The organism is Pedobacter duraquae, assembly GCF_004362245.1.
Classification (GTDB): Bacteria; Bacteroidota; Bacteroidia; order Sphingobacteriales; family Sphingobacteriaceae; genus Pedobacter; species Pedobacter duraquae.
The window spans coordinates 360,177-377,581 of record NZ_SNWM01000003.1; the positions used below are offsets into that span (position 1 = coordinate 360,177).

Annotated in this window: 12 protein-coding genes; 9 read left to right on the forward strand and 3 right to left on the reverse strand. The window is 41.7% G+C overall.

Translation table 11 applies throughout. From position 1 onward, the window contains the following. Positions 1-186 precede the first annotated feature (186 nt). The 7 genes from CLV32_RS13045 (at position 187) to porN (ending at position 9,722) form a co-directional block, all read left to right on the forward strand. Positions 187-3,114 carry a DEAD/DEAH box helicase gene (locus CLV32_RS13045; RefSeq protein WP_133556202.1) on the forward strand — a complete coding sequence of 976 codons (2,928 nt, stop codon included), beginning with the start codon at positions 187-189 and terminating at the stop codon, positions 3,112-3,114. 25 nt (positions 3,115-3,139) lie between these two features. After that, complete coding sequence (locus CLV32_RS13050) at positions 3,140-4,120, forward strand: DUF4271 domain-containing protein (protein ID WP_133556204.1); 981 nt, start codon at positions 3,140-3,142, stop codon at positions 4,118-4,120. Positions 4,121-4,130: 10 nt separating this feature from the next. After that, positions 4,131-4,901: a uroporphyrinogen-III synthase gene (locus CLV32_RS13055; protein ID WP_133556206.1), complete on the forward strand. Its 771-nt coding sequence runs from the start codon at positions 4,131-4,133 to the stop codon at positions 4,899-4,901. Between the two features lie 123 nt (positions 4,902-5,024). Next, the gene (gene porK, locus CLV32_RS13060) at positions 5,025-6,392 is read left to right on the forward strand and encodes a T9SS ring complex lipoprotein PorK/GldK (RefSeq protein ID WP_133556208.1); all 1,368 of its coding nucleotides are present in this window, start codon (positions 5,025-5,027) and stop codon (positions 6,390-6,392) included. Positions 6,393-6,437: 45 nt separating this feature from the next. Then, the gene (porL, locus tag CLV32_RS13065) at positions 6,438-7,250 is read left to right on the forward strand and encodes a type IX secretion system motor protein PorL/GldL (RefSeq protein WP_133556210.1); all 813 of its coding nucleotides are present in this window, start codon (positions 6,438-6,440) and stop codon (positions 7,248-7,250) included. Positions 7,251-7,291: 41 nt separating this feature from the next. Then, a complete protein-coding gene (gene porM, locus CLV32_RS13070) occupies positions 7,292-8,830 on the forward strand; it encodes a type IX secretion system motor protein PorM/GldM (protein ID WP_133556212.1) in 1,539 nt (512 codons plus the stop codon). 7 nt (positions 8,831-8,837) lie between these two features. Then, entirely contained in the window at positions 8,838-9,722 is an 885-nt protein-coding gene (gene porN / locus CLV32_RS13075) for a type IX secretion system ring subunit PorN/GldN (protein WP_133556214.1), read from the forward strand. Positions 9,723-9,754: 32 nt separating this feature from the next. Here the strand turns inward: porN and uvrC are convergent, their stop codons facing one another. The 3 genes from uvrC to porW are packed head-to-tail and all read right to left on the reverse strand — an operon-like array spanning position 9,755 to position 16,620. Further along, positions 9,755-11,557 (reverse strand): excinuclease ABC subunit UvrC, encoded by a 1,803-nt coding sequence (gene uvrC / locus CLV32_RS13080; protein ID WP_133556216.1) that lies wholly within the window; start codon positions 11,555-11,557, stop codon positions 9,755-9,757. Position 11,558: 1 nt separating this feature from the next. Further along, entirely contained in the window at positions 11,559-13,784 is a 2,226-nt protein-coding gene (locus CLV32_RS13085; RefSeq protein ID WP_133556218.1) for a transglycosylase domain-containing protein, read from the reverse strand. Then, complete coding sequence (porW, locus tag CLV32_RS13090) at positions 13,777-16,620, reverse strand: type IX secretion system periplasmic lipoprotein PorW/SprE (protein ID WP_449415930.1); 2,844 nt, start codon at positions 16,618-16,620, stop codon at positions 13,777-13,779. The genes CLV32_RS13085 and porW overlap by 8 nt, the downstream gene beginning before the upstream one ends. Positions 16,621-16,731: 111 nt before the next feature. On the opposite strand from porW, the gene CLV32_RS13095 reads away from it, so the two are divergent. Next, complete coding sequence (locus CLV32_RS13095; RefSeq protein WP_133556222.1) at positions 16,732-16,956, forward strand: AtpZ/AtpI family protein; 225 nt, start codon at positions 16,732-16,734, stop codon at positions 16,954-16,956. A gap of 7 nt (positions 16,957-16,963) precedes the next feature. Then, positions 16,964-17,398: a hypothetical protein gene (locus CLV32_RS13100; RefSeq protein ID WP_243732310.1), complete on the forward strand. Its 435-nt coding sequence runs from the start codon at positions 16,964-16,966 to the stop codon at positions 17,396-17,398. Positions 17,399-17,405 lie beyond the last annotated feature (7 nt).

The window sequence follows — 17,405 nt, forward strand, 5'->3', positions numbered from 1 at the left end:
CCGATGATGCCTGGGTTCATGATAAATAAGATTTCTGGACTTTAAGGTAGCTTATTCGACTTGTAATTATATTTGTTTAGCTAATTCCGGCGCTTTATAAATTAAGATTATAGGGAACCGGAGGTTTATTCTCCTGATTAATGAATCACAATAAATTAATTTCAATAGTTTTGATTCAACAAACAGATGTCGGAAATCAACAATATCATCAGGGAAATTAAAGAGCTGGGCAGCGGCCTGTCGGTTGGGGCATCGCGCGTTTCGGATGTTAATGCATGGAAGGCTCCGGTAAGTAGCGGCGCTGAAGAAGGTCGCAAGCGTATTATAGTGATCAGAAAGCATAGGTATTACACACATTTCTATGCAGAGCTTTATGAAGCGGAAGAAACCGCTGCAGGGAAATTGAAAAGCCCACTGGTGCTGATTGACCCACTTAGTTTCATCTGGAAAATTGATGACCCCGATGTGCTTAAGTTTTATACCGCACTGGCCAGGTTCCGGAATAGCTACGATGCAGACCATGCCGATTCCGATCAGGAAAGCCTTGCGGCACTGGTGAAGAATCCATTACGCTTAGAAGCTTATTATCATGATCCTGAAATATCTTCCACCATCGGTCCTAAGGCCCTGGTGCCTGTTGAATTAAAATTTCTTAAACAGGAGCTGAAGCTCAATGTAGATCAGAAGGAAGAATTTTACGAGCTTACCGGCAAGTTATATATTAATGAAAAGGGGTATGACCTGGATTTGCTGAACATCAAGTTTCATTATTTTGTCCTCTATAATGGGGTGATGCAACTTATTGCTGATCCTGATTTTATTAAAGTTATCCTTTTTTTTAAAAAGCATAATAACCGGATCATCATCCCAACCATGGAGTTCGATGATTTTCAGCGGACTACTTTATCCAAAATTGGCAATAGTATCAGAATCAATTATAGTTTTTTGAAGCGCGCAACAGCGCGGCAACTTAAAGAAAACAACTTTGATTCGTTAAATGCCAAGTTGCTTTATCTCTCGGATTCGGGTGATTATATCTTGATTACTCCTGTATTACGTTATGGGAATGTTGAGGTGCCTGTAATGTCGCAACAACAAATCTATGCAATAGACGCATCAGGAAAACCATTTACGGTACATCGGGATGAACAGGAAGAATATGCTTTTACCGGGCTTATCTTACGTCAGCATCCTTTTTTTGAAGAACAGCTTGATCAGGAGTTTTTCTATCTCCATAGAAAGCGGTTTCTGGAATCAGGTTGGTTCCTGGAAGCATTTGACATCTGGCAGAAAAATGGGATCAGTATCCTGGGCTTTAACCAGCTTACAAACAATAAGCTGAATCCCAATAAAGCAAAGATTTCAATAGCGGTGTTAAGTGGGCTCGATTGGTTTGAAACGGATATAGACCTTAAATTTGGCAAGCAGAAGGTGACGCTCAAGTACCTCCACAAGGCTTTGCGTAACAAAAGTAAATTTGTAGAACTTGGGGACGGTACGCAGGGGATTCTCCCAGAAGAATGGATCAGGAAGTTTAATGCATATTTTAGTGCAGGCGAACTTCAGGATGAAAAAATCCTAACCAGCAAGGCAAATTTTGCGACAGTAGCGGAGCTCTATGAAGCAGAGATGCTGAGCAAAGAGCTGCAGCTGGAACTGGAAGCATTCAAAGCCAGAATAAATGACTTCAGTCAGATTATCTCCGTCGAAGTACCTCAGGCGTTTATCGGGCAGCTGCGCGACTACCAAAAACAAGGGCTCGATTGGCTTAATTTCCTGGATGAATTTGGTTTTGGTGGCTGTCTTGCCGATGATATGGGTTTAGGTAAGACTATCCAGATCATTGCATTTATACTTTTGCAAAAAGAACAGGCGAAACCGAATGCCAACCTGGTTGTAGTGCCTTCGACCTTGCTGTTTAACTGGCAGGCAGAACTCGCAAAATTTGCTCCCTCACTCCGGATTTTTGAGTTTTACGGTACCGAGCGTAACAAAAAAGACATTTCTTTTGATCAGTTTGATGTTGTACTAACTACTTATGGTACGCTGCTTTCTGAAATTGGCATGTTGAAAACATATAAGTTTAATTACGTGTTTTTTGACGAATCTCAGGTGCTCAAGAACCCTTTAACCCAGCGCTACAAAGCTGCGGCTTTGTTGAAGTCCGTACGCAAGATTGTGCTGACGGGGACGCCTATAGAAAACAATACATTCGACTTATATGGCCAGCTATCGTTAGCATGCCCGGGATTGCTCGGCACAAAACAATTCTTCAAAGAACAATATGTAATGCCAATCGATCGATTTAAAGATACCCGGAAGGCACAGGAACTGCAAAAAAAGATAGCTCCTTTTATCCTGCGCAGAACAAAAACTCAGGTCGCTTCAGAGTTGCCTGATAAAACAGAAATGATCTTATACTGTGAGATGGGAGCAGAGCAGCGAAAGGTATATGATGCCTATAAACTTGAGTACCGCAACTTCCTGATGGGCCAACGGGAAGAAGATCTCTCCCGGCAGAGTATGCACATTCTTAAAGGGATGACTATTTTGCGGCAGATCTGCAATTCTCCAGCGTTGGTAAAAGACGATGTTTTTTATGGCGAGAGTTCATCAAAGATTGATGTGCTGCTGGAGGAAATAGAAAATCGGTCTGCAACGCATAAAATATTGGTATTTTCTCAGTTTGTGACCATGCTTGACCTCATTCGGACGGAACTGGAACGCAGAGAGATTCCATTTCAATACTTGACCGGACAAACGCGTAAGCGGGCGGAAGAGGTTGCCGGATTCAGAGAAAATGAAGAGACCAGGGTATTTCTGATTAGTCTGAAAGTGGGGGGTACAGGGTTGAATTTGGTCGAGGCCGACTATGTATATCTCATAGATCCATGGTGGAACCCAGCGGTAGAAAACCAGGCGATCGACCGGTGTTACCGAATTGGCCAGGATAAACATGTAGTTGCTGTAAGGCTGATCTGCCCCGGAACAATAGAAGAAAAGATGATGATCCTGCAGGACGCAAAGCGCAGTCTTGTAGAAGATCTCATCAAAACAGATGGCAACATGCTGAAAACACTTTCTAAAACTGAATTGCTTGACTTGTTCAGTTAAATCAAATAATAACGTAAATTTGTCTATGCTTAAATGCCTTCTGAACACTTTTATTTTACTGGCGTTTTTTTTTACTGCCAGTGCTCAGCAGAAGATAATTATTCCACCTGTAGATACTGCAGTGAGAACTACGGTATATATTCCTAAACGGATTCGGGATTCAGCTTTCATGGCGCAATCCAAGCGCATTACAGATTCCATTACAACGCACACCTGGATCATTCCTGATAGTTTACTCAGTAAATCTATCATCATAGATAGCATCTTAAAAGCTAATGTTTATGACAGGCCTGCCGGCGAACCTTGGTATGTGATACACGGCATCAAGAAAAAAACAAGTCCTTACCGGACAGGAAAAGCATTGCCTAAAGGAGAATTCTGGGTATTGAGTTTTCTTGGTGGACTGCTGTTAATCTTTGCGATCCTCAGGTATGCCTTTAACAGGCAACTCGAAACTATTATCCATGCCTTCTATAGCAACAGAATCCTGAACAACCTAAATAAGGAAGACAACCTGTTTACATCGTGGCCATTTCTGTTGCTTTTTATCCAGTTTGGATTCACTATCGGACTTTTTCTCTATCTCGTTGCCCAGTATTATCAGGTTTCATATGGCGCCGGCGGCTTCCAGTTTTTTATTACGATATCAGTAATTATCGTCGTTTTATACGCTCTTAAAATCGTTCTGCTCAGGGTTATCGGTCATATTTTTAATGTACAGAAGCCTGTGCATGAGTACATATCGATATTATATTTAAGTTATTTTAATAGCTCACTCATTTTTATTCCACTGGTCGTTGCGTTTGCATTATCGCCGTTGAAGTATGGTCTGTACTATATAGTTATATCTTTTATCTTACTCGCAATAATATTTGCGTTTCAATTTATAAGGGCAGGAGTCAACATTTTATCTAACAATCGGTTTTCAAAAGTGTATTTATTTTTGTACTTTTGTGCCCTCGAAATTTGCCCTATTTTGATATTAATCAAGGCTATAGGATTTTAGGATAATAAAGATGCAAGAAAACAAAGTAGATAGGTTACGAAAGGTCAAAAGCATTCTGATAACTTTACCGAAACCAGAAACAGAAAAGTCTCCTTATTTTGACTTGGCCAAAAAATACAATTTGAAGATTGATTTTAGGTCTTTCATTCACGTTGAAGGCGTACCTGCCAGAGATTTTAGAAAAGATAAAATCAATTTAGCTGATTTTACGGCGGTGGTATTTACCAGCAGAAATGCAGTAGACCATTTTTTCAGAATTTGTGAAGAAATGAGGTATGAAGTTCCTGCCGACCTTAAGTATTTCTGTATCTCGGAATCTACGGCACTTTATCTTCAGAAATATATCCAGTACAGAAAACGTAAGATCTTCTTTGGTAAACAGACCGCTGCAGATCTTGCTGAAGTGCTTAAAAAGCACGCTGCGGAGAAATTCCTGTACCCTTGTTCCGATATGGCAACTGAAGACACCATGAAATTTCTTCAAAAAAATGGATATGATTTTACCCCTGCAGTACTATTCAGAACCGTAGTGAGTGATTTATCAGACCTTGCTGAAGTTTTTTATGATGTAATCGGGTTTTTTAGTCCGTCAAGTATCCAGTCACTTTTTACAAATTTCCCTGATTTCGCACAAAACAATACAAGGATTGCTGCGTTCGGCGTGAATACACATAAAGCTGTGACAGACGCCGGGTTAATTGTAGATATTGCAGCTCCTTCACCGGAAGCGCCGTCAATGATCATGGCTATTGAAAACTATATTAAAAAGTCGAATAAATAAAAGGCCTTTATTCAGTTTCTGTTTTTCTTGTTCATTTTTGCTGAATGCTCGCTTTTTATGCGCTAATAGTTGTTTATATCAAACGCTTTTAATAAAATTGTTATAAAATTGCATCAGTAACTTATGAGAAAACTATATTTTTTTGGTTTCATTATTATATCTGCGCTATTTGCGAGCTGTGGTAAAGGTGGTCAGGGAGAGCTAACAGGTGTGTATAATAGGAAGTTCAAGAATAACAGAATTCCTCTTGGCATGGTATATATTCCACCAGGGCGTACGCTGATTGGGCAATCCGATGAAGACATCAATAATACCCAGAGCTCTCCAAGTAGAATGACATCATTCAGTGCATTTTACATGGACCAAACGGAAATTTCAAATGCCGAATACAGGCAGTTTGTAAACTATGTGAGAGACTCTGTGGCAATTACAATGCTTGGCCCTACAGCTGCACCAAACTTATACCTTCCCGCACCTCAGGCAACTCAGGGTGGCGCAAGCCTTACGTCGCAACGTTTTATCGACTGGAGAAAAGTAGGTAATGGTTCTGTGCTTTGGAGAAATAAAAATGGCGGTTATGCTGCCAAATTAGCTGATATGTACTATTCTGGGGATGATGCACTGCCAGGTAGAAACGAATTGGACGTACGTAAGTTCAGATATGCTTACAGTTATGTAAACCTTGATCTTGCTGCTAAAGGCAGGAACGATCCAAATAGTAAACGTAAAGATTATATCGAGAGCTACATCGATGCTCCGGATCCCAATAAACCAAATGAATTTCCTTCAGTAAGTGTTTATCCTGATACACTGGTATGGAAAATGGATTATTCTTATTCTCAGAATGATCCAATGGTGAAAAATTATTTCAATCACCCTTCTTACGATAACTATCCTGTTGTAGGTGTATCCTGGGAGCAGGCAAATGCTTTTTGCGATTGGCGTACTAAACTATACCAATCAGTAGCGGCACGTAGAAAACTGCCTTTAAACTCCAGACCTGAATACAGATTGCCAACGGATGCTCAGTTTGAATACGCTGCAAGAGGTGGTAACACCAAAACCAAGTATCCTTGGGGAGGTCCATACATTCGCAATACAAAAGGATGTATGCAGGCGAACTTTAAAGTGGGTAGAGGTAACTATTCAGATGATGGTGGTCTATATACCGTAAATGTACATTCTTACTTCCCTAACGATTACGGCTTGTATAACATGGCAGGTAACGTTGCGGAATGGACAGTAACAGCTTACAATCAATCTGCAGCACCACTGCTGTTGGATTTCAACCCTAACTTTACTTACGTTGCCAGACCAACTGACAACAAATACCTGAAACGTAAAGTTGTTCGTGGTGGATCATGGAAAGACATAGGTTTCTTCCTGCAGAATTCTGTTGGTACCTATGAATATCAGGATCAGTCAAGGTCTTATATTGGTTTTAGATGCGTTGTTTCTTATCCTGGAACAGACATCAATTACAGAAACTAATCTATACAAAACACATACCTATTCGTTAAACACACACTAAAAGACATGGCAGCAAAGCAAAAATTTGATTGGTTACACACAGCAATATCCTTAGGGGCTAGTATCGTAATCGTTGGAGCATTATTTAAAATCCTTCATATCGGCGGTATACTTGGTAACTACGCGATTGGTATAGGATTAGGCGTGGAGGCATTTTTATTCGCTATTACCGCATTCTTCCCACCAACACCTGAACCAGCTTGGGAACGCGTATATCCAGAACTTAGCGATAGTTTTACTGGCGAATTGCCAAAAGCATCTGCAAGACCATCAGTAAATATATCTTCAGGATTCTCTTCTACGGCTGCGTTAGACAATATGTTGAGCGATGCCAAAATCGGCCCTGAATTAATTGAAAGTCTCGGACAAGGTCTACGGACATTCGGCGACAAAGTAGCTGCTATCTCAACAATAGCTGATGCTTCTACTGCAACAAATGAATTTACTGGTAAAATTAAAAGTGCTACAGCAAGTTTCGACAGCCTGAACAATGCTTTTGATAAAGCAACATCGCAGTTAGTTGAAATGGGCAATAGCTCTGGACAGGCAGAAGCCTACCATGATCAGGTAAATAACCTGGCGAAAAACCTATCAGCCTTAAATGCAGTTTATGAACTTGAACTTCAGGATTCCAGCGCTCACCTGAAATCTATGAATAAATTTTATCAGAATCTTTCCCTTACCATGAACAACTTTAATGAGTCTATGGAAGATTCTAAACAGTTCAAGGAAGAAGTTGGTAAGCTTGCCAAAAACTTGTCTTCATTGAATGCCATTTATGGTAATATGCTGTCTGCAATGAATCAGCCACGTGTATAATTTATTAGTGATCTGTTAATTACTAAAGAACCTATTTAAACATGGCCGGAGGAAGAGAAACGACAAGACAGAAGATGATCAATATCATGTATTTGGTATTGTTAGCTATGCTTGCGCTAAACGTATCAGATACTATTCTGAATGCATTTAAAAATATAAACGACAGTTTGGAGACTTCAAAAGGCAACGTAAATGTCAGCATTGAGCAGCTTTTTTCAGCTTTCCAAAATACAAAACTTAAAGATGAACCTGCCCGTGCACAGCCCATTTGGGATAAAGCCAATCAAGCTAAGGCATACGCAGAAGAGCTAAATGCTTATATCCAAAAAATTAAAACTGATTTCTCTACTGCTGGTAATGGCATAGATCCTGAAACAGGTGATCTTGTAGAGCGCGCTAACCAGGATATCGCTCAGGGCATCATGATCAACCAGAAAAAAGGCGAAGAGCTGAAAGCGAAGATCAACAGTACCCGTGAGAAATTGATCGGACTGTTAAATCCTGAAGATCGTGCTTCAGTGACGTTCTCCCTGGAGGCAAAAGATGCTGATAAAAACGTTAATGGTAAAAAGAAGTGGGAAGAAATCAACTTCGGTGAGGGAACTCCCCTGACTGCAGCCAATACCATTTTGACCAAGATTCAGACGGATACTAAAAACGCTGAGGCGGAAGTAGTAAAAAAACTGTTTGGAAATATGGATAAGTCACTGGTAAACCTGGATCAGTTTGCAGCAGTAGCTGTAGCACCAAGTTCCTATGTGATCCAGGGACAGCCCTATGTGGCTGAGGTATTTCTTACCGCGAGCGATTCCAAGTCAAATCCAGATATTTCAGTTGGAGGTGGCAAGTTATCGGTTAAGGACGGCAAAGGTTCTTATACTGGAAGCACCGGAAGCGTTGGTGTTTTCAAATGGGTAGGAACAATTCGCGTTAAACAAACAGACGGTCAGATTAAGGAATATCGCACGCCAGAACAAACGTATCAGGTGGCCAAGCCTTCTGCTACGGTGTCTCCTGATAAGATGAACGTAATCTATGCGGGCATTCCGAATCCATTCTCGGTATCGGCAGCAGGTTTCCCTTTGGAGAGTGTTAAAGCAAGTATCTCTGCCGGATCAATTAGCGGAAGCAACGGTAAGTTCATGGTCAACGTTGGTGGCGACCAGATCGGAAAAGAATTAAATATCAATGTGTCTGCTGCATCAGGTGGTAAAACACTTAATTTAGGTGCACAGAAATTTAGGGTTAAAGCATTGCCAACACCGAAAGCCTTCGTTAAGGGTAAATCTGGTGGTAACGTAGACCTGGAGTGGCTTGCTGCTTCCGGACAGATTGAGACGGAACTGGAAGATTTTGTATTTGACATTAAATACAAGGTGATCCGTTTCTCGACTACCTTTATTAATCCAAGATCTGCTGCTTTAACGGTGCAAAATAGTGGTGGCGGCTTTAGCGGACAAACTAAAGGGGCATTAAATTCTATTCAGCCGGGCGCAACGGTAATCTTCAGGGATATTGTTGTGGAAGGACCGGATGGAAGACAAAAAGTATTAGATGGAATTACGTTTACAGCTAAATAGATACCGGATGAAAAAGATTGTATATATCGTTGTTTTAATGCTGTTAAGCAGTGCAGTATTTGCACAAACAGCTACGCCACCTGTGGTAGCAGCACCTAAGCCTGCGAAATCAAAACTTAAAACTCCACCTAAAGATGGCTTTTCTGTTCGTAAGGATGTAGACAGTAGTGTTCTTGTTCCGTATGCAGATGTAAGGGAAGAGGATGTATATTATTCTAAACGGATCTGGAGAGAGATCGATCTGAGAGATACCATCAATTCAGTTTTGAAGGCCGAGAGTTCTAAGCTAATTGACATTCTGATGGATGCGGTAGGGAATGAAGAACTGACAGTTTATTCTCCAAAGGATACCGCCGCAGGAAAACTCTTGAATGATAACGATTCATTTAAGATTGCGCTAACGGCTAAAGAAGCTTTGCAGTCTGCCAGAGGGTATACTGAAGGAACGCCGGATGCGTCAACAGGTAAACTGGCAGAGCCTACGTTAAAGAGATTCAGACCTGATGAATTCCTGAAATACAGAATTAAAGAAGACTGGATTCTCGATGTTAAACGCTCTGTATTTGAACCACGGATTGTAGGTATCGCACCTATGAAACTTGTTGAAGGATATTGGCAGCCGGTATTCTGGGTTTATTATGATGACGCAAGAGAGTTATTGAGCAAAAAACGTTTAGTAAATCCAGCTAATGATGCATCAGTGCTTACATATGATGACTTCTTTGTAAGAAGGTTATTCAATAGCTATGTGGTTAAAGAAACTAACCCGGCCAATAAATCAATTGTTGACATGCTTGGGGTGCTTGATCCTAAAGATCCCCGGAAATTATACGAGTCTGAAAGAATCAAGAAATCTATTTCAGACTACGAGCAAAGTTTGTGGGAATACTAACAAAAAACCCGGTAAGCAATTACCGGGTTTTTTTATGCCTGCTGGTTAAAATATTCAATCAACGTCTTAACCTGGGTTTTATTTAATACGGCCGACAGCTCATCCTCTGTTGCTTCTTTTATTTTTTTAACAGACTTAAACTGGCGTAGTAGTTTATCGGCAGAAGTTTTACCAATCCCTGCAATAGCCTCCAGTTCGGTTTTCAAAGTACCCTGATCCCTTTTCTTTCTGTGGAAGGTAATGCCAAACCTGTGTGCTTCATCTCTGAGCTGTTGAATTACTTTTAGCGTCTCAGATTTCTTATCCAGGTATAATGGGTAACTGTCGCCAGGATAATAAAGCTCCTCAAGTCTTTTGGCAATTCCGATCACTGTGACCATCTTATCAATACCAAGTTTTTTTAAACTCGTCACAGCAGAAGATAGCTGCCCTTTACCGCCATCAATAATGATCAATTGGGGCAATGGCTCGTTCTCGTCCAACATTCGCTTGTAGCGTCTGTAAACGGCTTCCTCCATTGTAGCAAAGTCGTTAGGCCCTTCCACGGTTTTTACGTTGAAATGCCTGTAGTCTTTTTTAGAGGGTTTAGCATCTCTGAACACCACAATAGCGGAGACTGGGTATTTCCCCTGGAAATTGGAGTTATCAAAACATTCGATATGTACAGGCAACCGGGTAAGGCGCAAGTCACTCTGCATCTGTGTAAGGATACGTTCTGACCTCAGGTCTGGATTTAGTTTTTCATACTGGTTTAGTTTCTCCCGCTTAAAGAAAAGCACATTTTTTTGCGATAGTTCCAGTAAACTTTTCTTCTCGCCAAGTTTAGGTACTGTAAACTTGAGCGAAGCATCGTCCAATGATATTTCGAAAGGAACGATGATCTCCCGGGAGGTACTGTGGAATTTGGAACGGAACTCGCTGATTGCTATCGTAAGGAGTTCTTCATCACTTTCATCGAGACGCTTCTTGATTTCAATCGTCTGTGTCTGGATGATGCTGCCGTTCATGATTTTTAAGTAATTCACAAAGGCATAGCGTTCGTCGGATGCGATGCTCACCACATCAACATTCGTAATTGAACTATTTACGACGGTAGATTTGCTCTGGTATTTCTCCAATACTACCAGTTTGCGCTGGTACTGATGCGCATATTCAAAGTTGAGGTCTGCCACAGCATTTTTAATGATCTGCTTTACATCGCGAATTACATTACCAATCTTTCCGTTAAGAATATCTTTTATTTCTTCAATGTTTTTCTCATAGTCATCTGCAGGCTGATAGTCCTGACATGGCCCTTTGCAGTTCCCGATCTGATATTCGAGACAGACCTTGAACTTCCCGGCTTCAATGTTCTCACGCGTTAACGCCAGATTGCATGTACGCAGGGGATAAGTTTCTTTGATCAGATCCAGAATGGTGTGCATCATGCCTACAGAGGCATAGGGACCGAAATAGGTGGAACCATCCTTAACCATTTTGCGTGTCCAGAATACTCTGGGATAGGCTTCTTTTTTGATGATGATCCATGGATAGGTCTTATCATCCTTCAACATGATATTATAACGCGGCTGATGCTTTTTGATCAGGCTATTTTCCAGGAGCCAGGCATCAATCTCGGTATTTACGATGGTGAAAGTTATTTTGCGGATTCTGGAAACGAGCACCCGCGTTTTACCATTCATCTGACTGTCGGAGTTGAAATAAGAGCCAACACGATTGCGCAGATCTTTGGCCTTGCCGATATAGATCAGTGTATCTTCAGCATCCCAGAACTGGTAAACCCCTGGCCGGTGCGGTACATCGGTCAGGGCCTGTTTATAGTCAAAAGCAGCCATGTTAAAACCCTAACTTCTCGTCTAATTCTGTTTTTGCCGAATCTGTCGGCTGGTATTGGTTACAATCAAATTCGATTGTTCTGGCAGTTTTAGGAGCTTCGAAATCTCCTCTGCTGATCTTTATGTTTGGATTGGCATAGACCCTCTTCATAAAACCCGCAAAAATAGGCAGCGCGGTATTGGCGCCCTCGCCCTGTCCGGTGCTCGTAAAGTGGAATGCCCTGTCTTCGCAGCCTGTCCATACACCGGCAACAAGTTGCGGTGTAATAGCCATAAACCACCCGTCAGAGTTGTTCTGGGTAGTTCCGGTCTTGCCGCCAACAGGTGTGCGGATACCATAACGGTAGCCCAGTCTGGATCCTGTTCCGTTTTTGATTACACCTTCCAGCATGCGCGTCATAACATAAGCAACCTCTTCATTCATCACTACTTTTACTTGTGGCGACTTGCTGTACAGCACTACGCCATTTCGATCCTCAATCCTGGTGATATAGGTAGGTTCTGTCCACACGCCTTTATTGGCGAATACACCATAGGCGCCAACCATGTCATAAACAGAAGCATCAAAAACGCCCAGGGCTATCGAAGGGTAGTCGGGCACATCGGAAGTAATACCCATTTTCTTTGCAAGTGTAGCTACCGCTGTAGGTCCTACAGCCTTCATTAAAAAGGCTGCAATATAGTTTTGCGAAAAAGCAAGCGCCGTTTGTAAGGTGATAGATCCCGGTAAATTGCCTGAAGATCTCGGCGTCCACGACGGACTGCCGGGAATATCAATAGTTACAGGCTCATTAGGAACGGTATAACAAGGAGAATATCCGTTTTCTATAGCTACGGCATAGGTGAAAGGTTTAGCTGTAGAACCTACCTGTCTGGTTCCCATCTTTACCTGGTCATACTTAAAGTGTTCGTAGTTGATTCCACCTACCCAGGCTTTAACGAAACCCGTTTGCGGATCCATGGCCATCATGGAATTCCGTAACAACATTTTATAATATTTTACGGAATCAATAGGCTTCATCACGGTATCAATATCGCCTTTCCAGGTAAAGATCGTCATCTCTGTACGCGTGTTGAAATCCTTTTCAATTTCCTCGTCTGACTTGCCTTCCAATTGGAGCGCTTTATAACGATCCGATCTTTTCATACCCTGTACCAGCAATTTTTCATTCCCCTTAAAAGGATCTCTGCCTTTCCAGCTTTTCGAAAACTGCGCCTGCAAAGTTTTCATATATTCTTTTTGTGCCTGCTCAGCGTATACCTGCATGTCGTAGTTGATCGTGGTAATCACTCGCAATCCATCTCGGTCGAGGTCGTATGGAGTACCATCAGCTCTCAGTATAGAACGTTCGGTGAAAATCCTTTTGATATCCGACTTCAGCACGGCCCTGAAATAAGGGGCAATACCGTCATTTACAGTTGCGCCGTTAAAAATCAGGCCTAGTGGCTTAGCCTTTTGAACTTCGTATTCAGCTTCGGTTAGCTTTTCCGCTTTTACCATTAAAGACATGACAGTATTCCGTCGGGCCAGCGAGCGCTCAGGGTTTCGTGTTGGCGAATACCGGGTAATTCCTTTCTGTAAACCAACAAGCGTGGCGGCCTGCGTAACGGTCAGCTTATCAGGAGTAGTATTGAAGTATACCCTGGCTGCAGATTTGATTCCAAAAGCCTGGTTGCCGAAATCGACAGTATTCAGATACATCGTAATGATCTCCTCCTTGGTATAGTTCCGCTCCAGCTTAACGGCAATTACCCATTCCTGAAATTTCTGCATCAGTCTTTTGAAGAAATTCTTCTGACGGCCTTCTTCAGAAAAAAGGTTTAGTGCCAATTGCTGGGTAATTGTACTACCACCCTGGCGCTTGCCAATCACATTATAAAAAAATATGGTAAACGTGCGTTTAAAATCTATCCCCGAATGATCCAGGAAACGGGTATCTTCGGTAGAAATTAATGCATTGATCACATTTGGAGAAATCTCCGGATAACTTACATTCGACCTGTTCTGAACAAAATAGTTGCCGATAGGGCGACCGTCTTCACTCAGGATTTCTGTTGCCTGGTTACTTTTAGGGTGCTCGATATCCCTGAAGGATGGAAGTGTACCAAAAACGCCAAAACCGATCGCGATGATGAAAAGGGAAAATAGGATTATACCACCAATCAGGACCTTCCAAAGCGTAAGGTTGTATTTTTGGATCTCTGAAGTGGAAAGGGGTTTATTCATTTTGATAATTGTTTTTATAAAATTCAAGGTACTGAATAACGAGTGCTCTGCTTTTTAGTTTGTCAAAGTTCTCTTTACTGATTACAAACGTCGAATAGATCGTTTCTGGTACCTTCATGATCTGCTTCAACTGAGGGGTTATTCCGGCAGCATAGGTTTTCACGTCCTCAAAATTACTAAAGTTTCCAACGTATATCAGCTGATCATCGTCAAATTCGGTTAATTGATGGCGTAAATTTTCATCAGGATAATTCCCGCGGTTAAATTGTCCGATGCCGAATCGCGAAGAACTTAATGTTAAACTTGCATCAGTTACGTCTATTACATAATACCATACGGTAGCTGGGCTGGTACTAAATACATTATCTTTCTTTACCGGAGGCTTCACCGTTGTGGTGCTGATCTCCGCAGGTTTAGCTGCAGGTTTTTCTGTTAAAATGGGTTTTGTTACCGCTGCAATTGCTGGGGCAACTGGCTTCTGAGGCTCCGGCTGCGCTGGTTTTTGTTCCGGTGTCTTTGCTGGTTGCTGCGCAATAACCTGGGCTGGCATCTGCCCCATAAACCGGGGTTCATTAGGGTCGAAATCTAATAAAGCTATTTTTCTTTTTTTGAACTCCGCCAGATGCTGTTCAATGTAAGCAAGGTTTTCATTTACCAAAGGCACGATTAGCAGGTCGCCGGCGAAACTGCTTTTGATTTGATTAAAGGCTGTTACCAGATCGTCTACATAGCTAGTGCGGCCAATCGCTATGGCGCGCAGGTAAGCGAACTGCGGGGCAAGGAAGTTATTGGGATAATCTTTAATCAACCTGTCGGCCTCAGAAATAACCTTACTGAAATCTTTTGCTGTATAGATTTCAAAGAGATCATTGTATTTTTTGTTTACGATAGCGTCAAATTCATTTTGCTTAATGCTAAATCCAGGATCCAGAATGGTTTTTGCATAAATTGAAGAGCCATATTTGCTCAGCACCACATTTCTATAGAACGCCGCTTTTTCGGCATCCCTGGTTTTATAGGCAAGGAATAAGCTGTAGTTGATGGCAGCGAGATACTTGTTTTCCGGAAAGCGTCTCAGTAACTCTTCATACACACGAATTGCCTCTTCCTCGTCATTAAGCTCTTGTTGATAAAAACTGGCGATCTCAAAATAGGAGTCGATAATTTTCTGGTTGGAATTGTTTAGCAGGACCGGATTAACAGGAATCGAAGCCATATAAGCATTGATTTTACTTTTGTTATCCACTTCAGCTGGCGCGGGATCATCAGGGTTGGCTGCGAGCCCGGCATTGCCCGGACTTAATGTGTTTTGCGTATTTGTCTGTGTAGCCACGCGGATACTTTGTCGCCAGTTATCCTCCAATTTCCTGTTACCCCATTTTTTCCTGAAATCTGACAGTCCCTTGCTCAGCGCAGTAGCGTTGCTGAAATAAAAGGTGCTGCCCGAAGGTTGTGCCGCATTCATAGAAAGACTTGTTGCCGGAAGGGATGGATCCGGGGCGAAGTTTGCTCCAGCAGGCGTAGCAGCAGTGGGTACAACAGTTGCCGGTGTAAGCATTAAGGCTACGCGTGAAAGACGTTCGGCTTCTGGAAGTTTAGCCAATGCCTGCAGTGTGTCCTGCAGGGAAATCTCCTCATACCGTTTAGTAAGGTACTCCAGGTTCTGGTCTTTCTTTAATATCAGATCATAACCCTGAAAATTTTTGGGAAGCACAGCAACAGTGCTGTCATAGTAAATTTTGGCCTTTAGATAATTCCTGAAATACTTGAAATTCACATCAGCAAGTTTCAAATACGAGAGACCTTTCTGGTAGGCGTTTTTTGTGCTTGCCTGCACAGAGCGGTTGTAATAATCCGAGGCTTCGGTGTAAGATTCTGTTTCTGAGAAATATTCTCCAATCTGGTAATAAATCTGATCGATATAATCAGAGTTCTTATCGTCGCGCAGCAAGGCCAGTAATTGCTGTTTTCTGTTGATTTTCTGGCCATTCATCAATGCCTGTAGTCTGATCCGGTTCAAGTTTGCGTTAAAGTACAGCTCAAAGCCAGCGTTACTCTTCTGTACTTTGGTATAATAACGTAAGGCTTGCTCATAACTTTTTTGCTGATCGTAAAGCTGGGCGAGAATATAATTCCATCGAATGGTATTTCTACTGTTATGCGATTGTTTAACTGCGGCCTCCAAATAGGTAATGGCATCTTTGGTTCTGTTGATATTGATGCCCATCTGTCCCATGGTTGCCAGAGGTTCTGCCCGGTTCTTTTTTACACCAGGTAAAAAAGCTTCCATGGTATCAATGATAGAGGCAGAAGTTTTCAGGTCGTTTAATTGCAGGTAGCTTCGCGCTTTCCAGTTCAGCGCCTGTACAAACATGTTAAGATTACTGCGATAGGTTTTAGCTGTGTAGTCAAAATATTCTGCCGCAACGAAGTAATTGCCCTTAAAATAATGAGCCTTGCCTAATAGCATATAGGCATCATCAATATAATTGCTGTAACTTTTATCAGCGATAATTGTTTGAGCTTTGAAAATGATATTGTCAAGCGCTTTGCTGTCCACCGGAGGAAGCACCGGATCAGCAGATGCCGCATTGAACTTACCCGGTGCAATATATACCGGTAATGTTTCTGCATAATTATCCGCATAGGTATCATGAAGATCCGCTATGTAGTTGTCCAATATAAGATTGGAGTTATATATATAATTATATCGGGCTGATAGATTTTGCATCGCCCTGCTTGTTGCAGTGTCCTTTTGGGAACTACAAGCATAGAATAAACAAATGCTGAGGCAAATTAATGCTAACTTTGAACTACGTTGCAAATTCTTTTTCAAGGATACGCGTTTGGATGAATTATAATTTTAATACAAAATGTATGCAAAAATATTTTATTCGGCGATTATTTTTAAAGATTCAAACGTTTTTATTTAAAATGAACAGATTGTATGGAACTGAACAATAATCCCAAAAACCGTAGGGAAGTCAACAACTACGTAAAATATTCAGGCATGTTTTTTCAGATGCTGTTTGTGATCGGGATCTTTTGCTTCGCGGGATATAAGATAGATCAATACCGCGGTAGCCATCAGGCATGGTTTACCGCAGGCCTGAGCTTAGTAGGCGTGGTGATCGCCATCTATCAGATTTTGCGGGAGGTGAATAAATCCTGAATGATTCATGGGATCCGGTCTTAATTTGTATTTTTGTCTTCTAAATATAACCGTATTGACCATTCCCCGATTTACAATTTCCTATCTTTCTTTTGCGCTTGTTCTGGCTGGTATTTCTTTGGCATTACACGCTATATTTCCGGAAATCCTGCTTGCTCTTCCAAAATTCTGGCCCCTCTTTATATTTGTCGCAGGCATTACTTATATCGCCTATATTATGGCTGATCTGGGCATGAAAATGAAGCCGGAAGTGGGTATAATGGCCGTCATGGCCTCTATTGCAGTCAAAATGCTTTTCTCTATGGCTTTCGTGTTGATTTACAGCATAAAAACTGGCGAAAAGGGCCTCGTATTTGTCGGGAACTTTTTTTCTTTATATTTATTATTCAGCTTCTTTGAAATATACACTTTGTTGCGTAACTTGCGCCACCAAAATAAATAGTAAAAAT